Source organism: Geobacillus sp. PLS 41, assembly GCF_056494105.1.
Genome location: NZ_CM151395.1, coordinates 1,739,610 through 1,752,691, shown reverse-complemented (window position 1 = coordinate 1,752,691; position 13,082 = coordinate 1,739,610). Strand labels below are relative to the sequence as shown.

Sequence of the window (13,082 nt, the reverse complement as noted above, 5' to 3'; positions counted from 1 at the left end):
TGGTCTCCGTTCGTTGGACACACCCGTACAGCCCCCACCTCATCTCCCCGATACGGGACAGACCATCCTAAACAAAAATAGTTTATGAGCGGGCTTTGTCATCAATCGTCTTCCCGTCGCGCTCGATTTCGCGCCGGATCGCTTCGTTCAGCGCGTCAAAAAAGAGCACATCACATGAGTAAATGCCGACAATCTCGTCAAGATCCTCTTTGATTTTCCACTTCTGTTTTCCGGTCTAGTCAATGCACAAGTCAATGTCCGAGTTGTAGCGGGCCGTGCCGCGCGCCCGCGAGCCGAACAAAACGACTTTTTGTATATCTTCTTCGCCCGCGAAATACGCCATCAGCCGTTCAAACACGGTCGGGCTCATTCCATACATCACGGTCGATCACTTCTTCTTTGATGTTTTGCAGTAGCGTTTCGATTTCGTGGACATATTCATTCATCTGAAATCAAACATGCCTACTTCAGAAAACAGTGAACAGACTAAATCACTTCTAACGATATTTCATGTAGCATATCGAGATCTTGCGTCTGGCAAGATGGAAGGAGCTCACCGTAGACACTTATATTTACTTTCCGCTGTGGAAAAGCCTCAACATGAATTGATTCAATTCTCGCCATATAACGCCCGTTATTTTGAATAAGGTTAAACATAAACTCGCTATAGAAAGCAGGAATATACCCTAGCTTACCCCCTTCATCTGTTAACACTTCTACTGCTTTAGAATCTTGCCTATTCTCCGGCTCTAATCGAAAATGTACCTTATCCCCCACTTTAAGATATTGAATTACTCGATCTCCCTCGTAATATCTCCAACCCGCGACATAAAAATCAAAATCGAAATGATTTCCCGATACATAAATTGGCGCTACAAATTCATAAGAATCTGTCGCAAGTTTACCACCAGTCGCTCGCAGCATATCCATATCTGTACAATCGCGCGGCAAGCCGTATGTCCGCAAAATTTCTAAAAAATCCGGACGGCGCCGGTCAGGCAAACGCCGCTCAAAAGGCCCGAACAATCTGTTAGAAACGTATTTTTTTCCTATATCCGGAAACGACAAATGAGGTTGATAACCGTTTTCTAGTGCTTCGAACAGTCCTCTTCTCTTCCTGCTACGTTCATAATAAAATACATACTTATCCCCATCGTGTAATAAGTTTCCAATATGATATCGCTGCCGAGTACATTCATTTTGCCAAATTAACCAAAGCACAAAAGGGCGCATCGCTTATTTCACCTCCATATACCAATTTACGAGCCATTCTTTTCGATACTGTAATAATTTTAATACCCATTCTTTGTAAATTTTACTCATGACATTTTCTGAAACACCATCTAAAACAGTTGTGACTTGTTGCTCATTTATTTGACTGATACGATCAATTTCCTTCTTCATTTCTATTATCACAAACAATAATGGTCATGCAAAAACCCGAAGTCCCTTTTCGAACTTCGGGTTCTCCTTTCACACTTCCTCGCAATATTCGTCAAACAGCGCCTGCAGCTTTTGCACGACGGCGACCGGTTCGTGCCCTTCGATGTCGTGGCGGTGGAGCATGGCGCACAATTTCCCGTCTTTTAACAACGCGAACGACGGCGAGGACGGCGGCTCGCCGACAAAATACTCGCGCGCGCGGGCCGTTGCTTCTTTGTCTTGGCCGGCAAAGACGGTCACCAAATGGTCCGGGCGCTTGTCGTAGTGAACGGCGTGGGCCGCTGCGGGACGGGCGATGCCGCCGGCGCAGCCGCACACGGAGTTGATGAGGACAAGCGTGGTGCCCGGACGGCGGAATGCCGCATCGACGTCTTCCGGCGTGCGCAGCTCTTCAAATCCGGCTTCGACCGCTTCACGCCGCGCTTGTTCGACGATGTCGTGATAGAGCGGAAATTGAAATTGGAACATCTCAACACCTCCTTCGATTTTCCTTTATCATATCACAGTTCACCGCTCTGCTTCCGTTCATACGCTTCGATCAGCTCGCGGACGGCGGCGGTGACCGGCTTGGCGCCGGAAATGACGCTGTTCTCGAGCATCGGGAGCTTTTCTTTCACGACCGGATCGGCAAAAAAGCGCGTTTCCACATATTCTTTGATCATGGCGTGCATCCAGTCTTTTTGCTGCTGGCGGCGGCGGTCAAAAAAGACGCCGGATCGCTTCGTCGTCTCGACGAACGCCTGGATGACGCGCCACATGTCGGCGATCCCTTCGCCCAACAGCGCCGAGCATGTGTATGCTTTCGTCTCCCAGCCGGGCGTGGCCGGGCGGAGGTAATGGAGAAACTGGTTGTATTCGTTTTGCGCCATCCGCGCTTTTTCTTTATTATCGCCGTCCGCCTTGTTGATGACGATGGCGTCGACCAGCTCCATGATGCCGCGCTTCATGCCTTGCAGCTCATCGCCGGCGCCGGTTAAGGCGAGCAGCAGGAAAAAGTCAACCATCCCGCGGACGACAAACTCGCTTTGCCCGACGCCGACCGTCTCGACGAGGATGATGTCATAGCCGGCCGCTTCGCACAGCATCATCGTCTCGCGCGTTTTCCGATGCACGCCGCCAAGCGCCCCACCGGATGGAGATGGACGGATGAAGGCGTGCGGATGGCGGGCAAGCGCCTCCATCCGCGTTTTGTCGCCAAGGATGCTGCCGCCGGTCAACGAACTCGTCGGGTCGACGGCCAAGACGGCGACGCGATGGCCCTGCTCGCACAAAAACGTGCCAAACGCTTCAATGAACGTGCTTTTTCCCGCCCCCGGCACGCCGGTGATGCCGATGCGAATCGAGCGGCCGACGTGCGGAAGCAGTTCATTGAGCACTTGCTGGGCGAGATCCATATGCCTGGCCGCATTGCTTTCGACAAGCGTAATCGCCTGCGCCAAAATGGTGCGGTCGCCGGCGAGCACTCCTTGGACGTATTCTTTAACCGATCGTTCTTTTCGCCGCACGAGCCGCTTCGGCGCCGGCGGGCGCTCGGCTTGCACGTACGACGACAGACCATTGCCGTCCGCCCATTCCGGGCGCCGCGGCTGTCCGTCCGAAACTGCGCTCTGGCCGCTTGCCTGTTCCCGCCGTTTCTCTTCGCCGTTCATTGGTTCACTTCCTCATAGCCAAGCCGGGCGTAAATTTCATCCAACACTTTTTCCGCCGCTTCCGGAATGACCGTGCCCGGTCCGAAAATGGCGGCGGCGCCGTGCTCATACAAAAACGCGTAGTCTTGCGGCGGAATGACGCCGCCGACGACGACCAAAATATCATCGCGGCCAAGTTTTTCAAGCTCCTCGACGAGCTGCGGCACAAGCGTTTTATGCCCTCCGGCGAGCGAACTGATGCCGACGGCGTGCACATCGTTTTCGACCGCCTGGCGCGCCGTTTCTTCCGGCGTCTGGAAGAGCGGGCCGATGTCGACGTCAAACCCTAAATCAGCAAACGCCGTGGCGATGACTTTCGCCCCGCGGTCATGGCCGTCCTGCCCCATTTTCGCGATCAAGATGCGCGGGCGGCGTCCTTCGAGTTCGGCGAACTGCTCAACCCGTCGCTTCACCCGCTCGAGCTGCGCTTCGTTTTTGTATTCCGAGCTGTAAACGCCGCTGATCGAGCGGATGGCGGCGCGATGGCGGCTCGCCACTTTTTCGATCGCGTACGAAATTTCCCCGAGCGTCGCCCGGACGCGCGCCGCTTGGACGGCAAGCTCGAGCAAATTCCCCTCGCCCGTTTCCGCCGCTTTTGTGATGGCGTCAAGCGCCGCTTCGACCTGCTCGTTGTCGCGCGTCGCCTTTAGCTCGTTCAGCCGCTCGATTTGCCGCTGGCGCACGGCGGTGTTGTCGACTTCCAAAATGTCGATCGGCTCTTCTTTTTCCGGGCGGTATTTATTGACGCCGATGATCGTTTCCGCTCCTGAATCGATGCGCGCTTGGCGGCGGGCCGCCGCTTCTTCGATGCGCATTTTCGGGATGCCGGTTTCAATGGCTTTCGCCATCCCGCCTAAGCTTTCGATTTCTTCGATATGCGCCCACGCCCGCTTCATCAACTCGTTCGTCAACGTCTCGACGTAATACGAACCGGCCCACGGGTCGATCGTCCGACAAATGCCGGTTTCTTCCTGCAAGTACAGCTGCGTATTGCGGGCGATGCGCGCCGAGAAGTCGGTCGGCAAGGCGATCGCTTCATCCAAGGCGTTCGTATGGAGCGACTGCGTATGCCCCATCGCCGCCGCGTGCGCCTCGATGAGCGTGCGCACGACGTTGTTGAACGGATCTTGCTCGGTCAAGCTCCAGCCCGACGTTTGCGAATGCGTCCTTAGAGCGAGCGATTTTGGATTTTTCGGATTGAACGTTTTCATCATTTTCGCCCACATGAGGCGCGCCGCCCGCAGTTTCGCCACTTCCATAAAGTAGTTCATGCCGATCGCCCAGAAAAACGACAGCCTCGGCGCGAACGAGTCGATGTCAATGCCGGCTTTCAAGCCGGTGCGCACGTACTCAAGCCCGTCAGCGAGCGTGTACGCCAGCTCCAAATCGGCCGGCGCCCCGGCTTCTTGCATATGGTAGCCGGAAATGCTGATGCTGTTGAATTTTGGCATGTATTTGGCCGTATAGGCGAAAATGTCGGCGATGATGCGCATCGACATCTCCGGTGGATAAATGTACGTGTTGCGCACCATATATTCTTTCAAAATATCGTTTTGGATCGTGCCGGACAGCTTGTCTTGCGTCACTCCCTGCTCTTCGGCGGTGACGATGTAAAACGCCATAATCGGGAGCACCGCCCCGTTCATCGTCATCGACACTGACATTTGGTCGAGCGGGATGCCGTCAAACAAAATTTTCATATCGAGCACCGAGTCGATGGCCACCCCCGCTTTGCCGACGTCGCCGACGACGCGCGGATGGTCGGAGTCATAGCCGCGGTGCGTCGCCAAGTCAAAAGCGACCGACAGCCCTTTTTGCCCCATCGCCAAGTTGCGCCGATAAAAGGCGTTGCTCTCCTCGGCGGTCGAAAAGCCGGCGTATTGGCGGATCGTCCACGGCCGCACGACGTACATCGTCGGGTACGGCCCGCGCAAGTACGGCGGCAAGCCGGGCATATAATCAAGAAAATCGAGCCCATCGATGTCTTCCTTTGTATAAAGCGGCTTCACCGCAATGTGTTCGTTCGTCTGAAACAACAGCTCATCGATCGACGCTTGCACGCGCCGCTCCACCGCGTCTCTCCACTGTTTCTCATCCACATCGGCCGTTGCGTCGGAAAGCGTCATGTTGGTAAAATCAACGTACTTCGCCATCAAGCGCCACCCCTCTTTCCGTTAGAAACGCCACGATCACATCGTACGCGTTCGAACCGAGATGAATCGATCCGTCCACGCCCGCGTCCGCGTACGTTCTCTCAAGCTCTTCCGGCGGCTTTCCGGCGACATACAGCTTCGCGTTCGGCTTGGCTTGCTTGAACGCCTCAGCCAACGCTGGAACGAACGCCGGGTAATCGTCATCGGCGCCGCACACGATATAATGCGTCCCGTTCGTGTTCCGCACCCATTCGACCGCTTCCGCGACCGAGGCAAAGCCATCGCTCCGCTCAGCCGCCACCCCGCCGGCCGCAAACAGCCCGGCGATGAAATCGGCGCGCGCTTGATGACGGACAAGCGGCCCGATATTGATCAAGTGAACGGAAAGCCTGCTTCCTGTGCGTTCGGCATGCTCCTCGGCTGCCTTCCGCAGCTGCTCAAACGGCTCGGCCAAGCGCCATGCCCGAATCGGCGTGATGGCAACAACCGCGTTCCCATCGACCAACGCCGCCGCGATCTCCCGAGCGGTTGCTCGACGGCAGGCCGCACGAATCGCCGCTTCCATCCACTTCCCGCCCGCGAGCGAGGCGCGAATATCGGCCACCCGCTTTTCATCCAGCGGCAGCGCCACATTCGCTGCGTCTTGCTTCGGTTTTTCGACCGGCGTTTCCTCCAAATTGGCGTACACGTTCGTGCCAACGATTTTTTCCTTCCGCGTCTTGACACGATCCAGCCGCCGCTTGGCGACCGCTTCCACTTCCGTCTGCACGAAGCCGTCTTCGAGCGCCTTCGCCATGCCGCCTTTTTCCTCCACACGCTGGAACAGCTTCCACGCTTCTTCGGCGAGCTTGGCGGTCAACGTTTCCACATAATACGAGCCGCCCGCCGGATCGATGACGTTCGCCACATGCGCCTCTTCGAGCAAAATGAGCTGCGTGTTGCGGGCGATGCGCCGCGAAAACTCATCAGCGAGTCCGAGCGCCTCGTCAAACGGCGACACGTGCACGCCATCGGCGCCGCCGACAACGGCCGCAAACGCTTCCGCCGCCGCTCGGAGCATGTTCACATACGGGTCGTACACCGTTTTCGTAAAGGGCGACGTGCGCACATGCAGCTCGATCCGCCTTGCTGATTCACCGCCGCCAAACGCTTCGATCACTTGCGCAAACAACCGCCGCGCCGCCCGCAGCTTGGCGATTTCCATGAAAAAGTCGGCTCCGACGGCGAGCGACACTTGCATCCTTGTCGCGATGTCATCAACCGTCAAGCCCCGGTCCAACCCGGCGCGGATGTACTCGACGGCTGCCGCCAACGAAAACGCGAGCTCCTGCACGGCGTTCGCCCCGCCGTTATGGTACGGCTCGCCGCGCACCAAAATCGTGCGAACGGCAGGCATCTGTTCCTTCGCCCACTTCGTTGCTTCCGCCATTTCATCATACAGCCGCTCAAGCGAACACGGGAGCGTCCCCTGCTCCGCCCACGCTCCGAGCGGATCCATGCCGATCGCGCCCCGTACGCTCGATAGCGGGACGCCCCGTTCCTCTAAATAAGCGGCCAACAGCGCCAAAAACGAAAGCGACCGCGCCCCGGCGTCCACACGGAGCGAATAGCGGTCCAGCGGCACGCCATCCAACATCGCCGCCACATCATCAACCGACTCGACGGCAAACGGCAGCCGGCCAAGGGCAAGATGGATTTCCGTCTGCCCCCGCTCCAAGTCGTGCTTCACTGCCTCGTTCCAGTCGGACGGGCTCGCTGCCGAAATCTCCTGGCTCACCTTCCACGGCTCGCCCCGATACCCTTCCGGCCGCGCCCCACGCACATAGCGGCCAAAGCCCGGGTACTGCTCAAGCGGGCCGAGCGCCTCCACATCGCGGCGCGTATAGAGCGGTTTGACCGCAATGTTTTCGTACGTCATCGATACAAGCCGCTCGAGCGGCTTGCCTTTCAGCGACTTTTCCGCTTCCCGCTCCCACTCCTCCACCGTCGGAGCCGGAAACGCCGCTTCCTTCATCTTTGCGACATCGCTCATTCCGATCCCCCTTTGCCTTCCAGACATAAGAAACCGCTTTCTTTTCAAGCCGCACCTTTCCCTCTCGAACCCGTCTGCTCAGAACGAAGCGCTGATGACGCTTCGTGTGGGAAAAAACGGTTTCTATGTTTATTGTAGTACATCGGCCGCGTTTGGGCAATGAACAAAAAGGCAAACAACTTGCTGATGCCACCATTTCGCCATGAAATGGAAAACAAAGCGGTCAAAAAAAAACATGAACGATCCCGAAATGGCTCGATGACTTGGCGAAACAACACCATCTCAACGATTCACAAATCCTCCAAGAAGCCCTGAAAAAACATGAAAGGAAGAGGGCGTTGTTGCATGCTCTCTTGGACGATGCTCCCTCGTCCCCCTCCAAATCACCGCTTAGCGAAAATCTCAACTGCCATTTATTCATTGGAAAATGTTTCGCAAATCGATCACGAAATCCTTCAATACATGAACCAAAACGGCGTCATCCCGGTTGTACACTCCATGAAGTTCCAATCTTCCTGTTTTTCCGTAAAAATCCCCACCACTGGGTGAGTGCTGTATACGCTCCTGATCCGTGTGGGTATACTGAAAATGGCCAAAGAAGGCAATAGGAAAGCAGAGGTGCCCCATTTTCGGACATCTCGTATGATCTGGCTGCCTGTTGGCTATACTAGATAAGTTGTGGTTGGCGGAACGACTCTTTGCGGGAGATCATGCAAAAGATGATCACCAACATTCGTCGAGCTGTGGCGATGAGGGCTTTTTTCTTCCCGCATCGGGCCGCCAACGACCAAAATTTTCGGGACAAGGGATGTGTCTTGGATCGAGCTGCTGACCATGCCGCCTCGCATAACGCCGATCGGAGATGGGGATTGCCTTTTGTCGTGCGCGTGCTCTTTCGCTTTCCGGCGCTTTCATGGTTGCCGGGGGACAATCCAGTCCATGAAGCCGCCCGTTCCGGCGTTTCAAAGACGCTCATGTCGGTTCCCATCTCGGCTATGATGACGGCGGCGGTTTGTTTTTTCACTCCGGGCATGGTCATCAGCAATTCGACTTCCTCGCGATACGGCTCGAGCAGGCGGTCGATGTGCTGGTCGACTTCTTCGATTAACTGCTCCAATTCCTCAACGTGTTTCCACAAGAGGCGAAGGAGACGGAGCTCGTGTTCGGTCAAGGTGCCGAGCAGCGAATCGTACACCGCTTGCTTTTTCTTTTTGAGCCTTCCGCGCAGGCATTGATCCAGCTCGTCCTTGTCCACGTATCCCTTCTCGAGCAGCCGGGCAAGGATGTTTCGTCCGGAAACGCCGAAGAGATCCGAGAGGACGGAGCCCAGTTTGACATTGGAAGACTCCAGCACTTTTTGAATCCGGTTTTTCTCTGAACTCAACTGTCCGACCCACTTTTTGCGGAGGCGGGTAAAATCCCGCAGTTCACGAATCGGCGCTGGGGGGACGAAACTTTTTTCAATGAGTCCATGACGGAGCAGCTTGGCGATCCACTCGGCGTCAGAGACATCGGTTTTTCTTCCCGGGACATTTTTGATCCGCTGCGGATTGGCCAAAGTCAAGTCGACATAGCCCTCGAGGAAGGCAAAGACCGGTTTCCAATACACGCCGGTGGATTCCATGGCGACATGGGTGACCCCATGGTCTTCGAGCCACTCGAGCAGGTCGCCAAGTCCTTTCGAGAACGTGGAGAAGGTTTGAATGTCCTTTTGAATGTGTCCATCTTCTTCCCATAGCGCGCAGGCGACGATGGTTTCGGCATGAACATCCAATCCTGCGCAGCGAGGATAGATGACATCCATGATGAAAATCCTCCTTTTCGATGATCGAGTGCGCAAACAGCGAATCCACGGGAGAAATGCGGCAGTTTTCCGTTCGTCGTCACCTTTCCTCTATCACAGGAAAGGGCGGACAATGGGTGGTGCACCCAGTGGATTCAAACACTTTTCCGTACAGGGTCTAAGCCACCATTAAGCATAACGTCCTGTTGAACTGTTTGCGCCTATTCTTCATTATGGGAAGAAAAGGGGGATTTTCATGCCCGGGTGGAGAGCAAAAATTGCTCATGGAACTTTTCCGCGCAAATACACTTCCACCACTTGATTCGCCGGGTCAACGATCCAATATTCCTTCACCCCGGCCCGCTCGTACGCGATCCGTTTGTCCATCCGGTCGATTTTGGCCGTGGCGGGGGACAAGATCTCGACGACCAAATCCGGAGCCCCGACAATGCGGTTTTTTTGAATTTTGTTTTTGTCGCAGATGACGACAAGATCGGGGCATACCCAGTTTCGGACGTTTTCATCCATCCATCCCTTGCGATGATCTTCGAAAAGATACACATCGATCGGGGCGGCCAACACGCGGCAATCCTTCCCACGAAGATGCATCCCGAATTCAATGGAAAGTTGAAGCGAAACTGATTGATGTTCCGGTGTCGGCGACGGCGCCATGCTAATGATGTTCCCGTCCAAGACCTCGCACCGTTTTCCTTCCGGCCATGTCGCATACTCTTTGTAGGTCATAGGGGCCTGTTCCTTTTCTGGTGAACCCATATCCTCCACCTGCCTCCTAATTTTATATTGATTATACATCATCCATTCCTGTGTCTTGAACGATGTTTATTCCTCTTCCCGAACGAGCGGCAGGCGGACGAATACGGTCATCCCGCGTCCAAGGTCGCTGTCGAACCAAATCGCGCCGTCATGAAGAGAGACGATTTGTTTGACGATGGCAAGCCCCAAGCCGGTGCCGCCTTCTTTGCGGGTGCGGGCGCGGTCGACGCGGAAAAAGCGCTGGCCGAGAAGCGGGAGCTGGTCTTTCGGAATGCCTTTTCCCGTGTCTTGGATGACAAGCTCGCCTTCCGCTTCCGACAAGCGGGAAAGCCGCACCGTCACCGCGCCGCCTTCCGGGGTGTAGCGGATGGCGTTGTCAAGCAAGTTGCGCACGACTTGTTCGAGCCGGTCGGCGTCGCCGTTGACGATGATGTCATAGTCCAACTCGCACGCCAACTCGATCCGCTTTTGCGAGGCGATCGGTTCGTACGTGGCGATGACATCTTCGATCACTTGGGCAAACGCCACCGGCGCGCGCTCGAGCGGCACGCTTTGCCCTTCAAGGCGCGCCAGGTCAAGAAGATCGCGCACCAGCCGCTCCATCCGCTCCGTTTCGCGGTGGATAAGGCGAAGGTACGCCTTTTCTTCTTCCTTCGTTTTCGCGAGGCCAGCAAGGAGTGCTTCGCTGTATCCTTTCATATAGCTGAGCGGCGTGCGCAGCTCATGCGAGACGTTCGCTAAGAACTCGCGTTTCCGCTCGTCTTCTTTAGCAATGGCGTCCGCCATTTGGTTGAACGCCTCCGCCAGGCGGCCGATTTCATCATCGCTCCGCACGGGGATGTCCGCTTCGTAGCGTCCTTCCGCCATGCGTTCTGCCGCTTGTTCCATCGCTTGGAGCGGCTCGGTCATCTGCCGCACCATCCGTCGGCCGACAACCAAAAGCGCGGCGGCGAATATGGCGGCCAACGGCCAAAACGCGGCGGCCGCCCGCTTCGTTGCTTCCTGAACGTCGGCTAACGGCAAATACAAGTAAATCGCTCCTTCAAGCCGCTTGCCGTCCAAAAGCGGAACGACGACCGCCATCACGCGGCGTCCGAACCGCTTTTCGTATCCCGTTTTGACAACAGGCTTCCCGGCTAACAATGTTTCCCGGTCGCGGCCGCTGACTAACGCGTCATAGTGGACCGGAAACGGAAAGCAGGCGCTCAGTTCGCGCGGGTTGTCGATCAACAAGATCGTGGCCGTTGATTTTTCGTCATACCATTCGATTTGACGGCGATATGCCTCCGTCACCGCCCCGCCGCGATAGTCGCGGGCGAGGCTCGTCCCTTCCGCGATCAACGTTCGCTCAACTTCTTTCATGTACACCGTCCGGTAAAAATAATTCAGAAGGCCAAAGGAAAACGCCAGCGTCGCCACGACCGCGGCGCCGATCGCCAGCCATAGTTTTTGTCCTAACCGAAGCCGTTTCATGTTCATCCCTCAAACTTGTAGCCGATGCCCCATACGGTTTGGATGTGGCGGGCGGCGTCTTTCAGCTTCATGCGCAGCGTTTTCACATGCGTATCGACCGTGCGGGCGTTTCCTGTATAATCATATCCCCACACTTTGACGAGCAAATCGTCGCGGCTGAACACCTGGCCGCGGTGTTTTGCCAAAAACAGCAGCAGCTCAAACTCCTTCAACGTCAGCTTCACCGCCTCGCCGCCAACGGTCACGGTTCGTCCTTTTTCGTCGATGGCAAGGTCGCCAAATTGCAGCCGGCCGTCATTCTCGCGGACGCGCTGCACCCGGCGCAACACCGCCTCAAGGCGGGCGATGAGCTCTCCTGGGCTGAACGGTTTGACGATGTAATCGTCGCCGCCAAGCTTCAATCCTTTCACTTTATCCCATTCTTCGCCAAGCGCGGTCAAAAACAAAATCGGCACGTCCGACTGCTCGCGGATGCGGGCGCAGACGGCGAATCCGTCCTGTTTTGGCATCATGACGTCCAACAGCACGGCATCAACCGGATGTTGCGAAAGCAGCACCAGCGCTTCTTCCCCGTCCCCTGCTTCGAGGCAACGAAAGCCGGCGTTTTCCAAATACATGCCAACGAGCAGGCGCATTTCTTCTTCATCATCGACGATTAAAACGGTTCGTTCGCTCATGTTCGTCCCTCCCGAATGAATAGCTGCAGCGGGCCGTCTCCCGTCTTCCAACGGGCAAGCGGACGCAGCGTCGCCTCATCGACCACGATGATTTCATCGCTGTCATAACTCGCAATATACAAACGGCTTCCTGCCGCTTCCATGGCAAACGGATTGGCGCCGACAGACGCCGAAGCGAGTTTTTTTCCTTCTTTTGAAAACTGATAGATCGTGTTCGAACCGTGGCTTAGCACAAACACGCCGCGGCCTGTTTCGACAAAATCAACCGGCATGATCGGGGCGGCAATCGTCCGCAACAAGCGGCCGTCTTGAAGCGAATAGACGTGAACATTCTTCTCCACCTTGTTTCCGCTTCCGTGTCCGCCGACCCACAGCTCCCCTTGCCGCTCGCGCATCAATCCGCCTAACGCCATCTTCGGCACAGAAAATGAGCGAATGACACGGAGGCGGCTTGCATCAATGACAAAGGCGCGGCCGTCTTGAAAGTCGATGGCATACAGCTCCGTTCCCTGGCGATTGACAAGCAGCGTCATCGGGGAGCGTCCGACCGAAAGGCGGGCGATCTCTTTCCCGTCCCGGCTCACAACGCGCACCGCGTGATGGGTGCTGTCGCCAAAAAACCACGTGCGGCCATCCGGAGATGGAGCAGCGCTCACAATGCCGCTTCCTATTTTCCATTCGCCAAGCAGCTTCCCGGTCGCGAGATCGTACCGATAGACGCCGTCAAGATCCCGCCCGTACAAAAGAAGCGTCCGGCCGTCCGAGCTCAACGCCCCGCCTTGAAACGGTTCGTTGATGTTCCAACGGGCGATCTTGCCGCCATTTTCCGCGTTCAAAAAGGTGACCGTTTCCGCTTTGACATCGAGGCTGATGACGACAGAAAGCGAATCGGCCACCGGGGGAAACGACGGATTGGCGCAGCCGCTTAGCAGAAAGAAGCAACACAACAACATCCATACGCTCGCTCGTTTCATCTCGTTTTTCTCCTTCGCACGTTCGTTTCTGTCCTCATTATACATCACATTTGTGAAAGAAGTTTGAAATCGCGCCACGCAAAAA

At 56.0% G+C, this 13,082-nt stretch carries 9 protein-coding genes and 3 pseudogenes; 1 reads left to right on the top strand and 11 read right to left on the bottom strand.

Annotated features, from left to right (window positions below; all coding sequences use genetic code 11):
• Positions 1 to 82: 82 nt before the first annotated feature.
• The 6 genes and pseudogenes from ACVX3G_RS08700 to ACVX3G_RS08675 form a co-directional block, all read right to left on the bottom strand.
• Positions 83 to 379 (bottom strand): annotated as a pseudogene (locus tag ACVX3G_RS08700) (nucleotidyltransferase family protein).
• A gap of 107 nt (positions 380 to 486) precedes the next feature.
• The gene (locus tag ACVX3G_RS08695; protein WP_033012375.1) at positions 487 to 1,233 is read right to left on the bottom strand and encodes an HIRAN domain-containing protein; all 747 of its coding nucleotides are present in this window, start codon (positions 1,231 to 1,233) and stop codon (positions 487 to 489) included.
• Between the two features lie 240 nt (positions 1,234 to 1,473).
• The gene (locus ACVX3G_RS08690; RefSeq protein WP_020756259.1) at positions 1,474 to 1,911 is read right to left on the bottom strand and encodes a BrxA/BrxB family bacilliredoxin; all 438 of its coding nucleotides are present in this window, start codon (positions 1,909 to 1,911) and stop codon (positions 1,474 to 1,476) included.
• A gap of 32 nt (positions 1,912 to 1,943) precedes the next feature.
• Positions 1,944 to 3,092 carry a methylmalonyl Co-A mutase-associated GTPase MeaB gene (gene meaB / locus ACVX3G_RS08685; RefSeq protein ID WP_047758049.1) on the bottom strand — a complete coding sequence of 383 codons (1,149 nt, stop codon included), beginning with the start codon at positions 3,090 to 3,092 and terminating at the stop codon, positions 1,944 to 1,946.
• Positions 3,089 to 5,284: a methylmalonyl-CoA mutase gene (gene scpA / locus ACVX3G_RS08680; RefSeq protein WP_014196299.1), complete on the bottom strand. Its 2,196-nt coding sequence runs from the start codon at positions 5,282 to 5,284 to the stop codon at positions 3,089 to 3,091. The genes meaB and scpA overlap by 4 nt, the downstream gene beginning before the upstream one ends.
• On the bottom strand, positions 5,268 to 7,316 hold the full coding sequence (locus tag ACVX3G_RS08675; RefSeq protein WP_042380944.1) for a methylmalonyl-CoA mutase family protein: 2,049 nt from the start codon (positions 7,314 to 7,316) through the stop codon (positions 5,268 to 5,270). The genes scpA and ACVX3G_RS08675 overlap by 17 nt, the downstream gene beginning before the upstream one ends.
• A gap of 186 nt (positions 7,317 to 7,502) precedes the next feature.
• Between ACVX3G_RS08675 and ACVX3G_RS08670 the strand changes: the two are divergent.
• Positions 7,503 to 7,639, top strand: a pseudogene (locus ACVX3G_RS08670) (type II toxin-antitoxin system HicB family antitoxin); the annotation flags it as partial.
• 344 nt (positions 7,640 to 7,983) lie between these two features.
• Here ACVX3G_RS08670 and ACVX3G_RS08665 read toward each other — a convergent pair.
• The 5 genes and pseudogenes from ACVX3G_RS08665 to ACVX3G_RS08645 form a co-directional block, all read right to left on the bottom strand.
• On the bottom strand, positions 7,984 to 9,120 hold the full coding sequence (locus ACVX3G_RS08665) for an IS110 family RNA-guided transposase (RefSeq protein WP_110107723.1): 1,137 nt from the start codon (positions 9,118 to 9,120) through the stop codon (positions 7,984 to 7,986).
• A 270-nt stretch (positions 9,121 to 9,390) separates the two neighbouring features.
• Positions 9,391 to 9,873: pseudogene (locus tag ACVX3G_RS08660) on the bottom strand (Uma2 family endonuclease); the annotation flags it as partial.
• A 66-nt stretch (positions 9,874 to 9,939) separates the two neighbouring features.
• A complete protein-coding gene (locus ACVX3G_RS08655) occupies positions 9,940 to 11,346 on the bottom strand; it encodes a sensor histidine kinase (RefSeq protein WP_011231855.1) in 1,407 nt (468 codons plus the stop codon).
• A 2-nt stretch (positions 11,347 to 11,348) separates the two neighbouring features.
• Positions 11,349 to 12,023 carry a response regulator transcription factor gene (locus tag ACVX3G_RS08650; protein WP_011231856.1) on the bottom strand — a complete coding sequence of 225 codons (675 nt, stop codon included), beginning with the start codon at positions 12,021 to 12,023 and terminating at the stop codon, positions 11,349 to 11,351.
• Positions 12,020 to 12,997: a YncE family protein gene (locus ACVX3G_RS08645; protein WP_047758052.1), complete on the bottom strand. Its 978-nt coding sequence runs from the start codon at positions 12,995 to 12,997 to the stop codon at positions 12,020 to 12,022. The genes ACVX3G_RS08650 and ACVX3G_RS08645 overlap by 4 nt, the downstream gene beginning before the upstream one ends.
• Positions 12,998 to 13,082 lie beyond the last annotated feature (85 nt).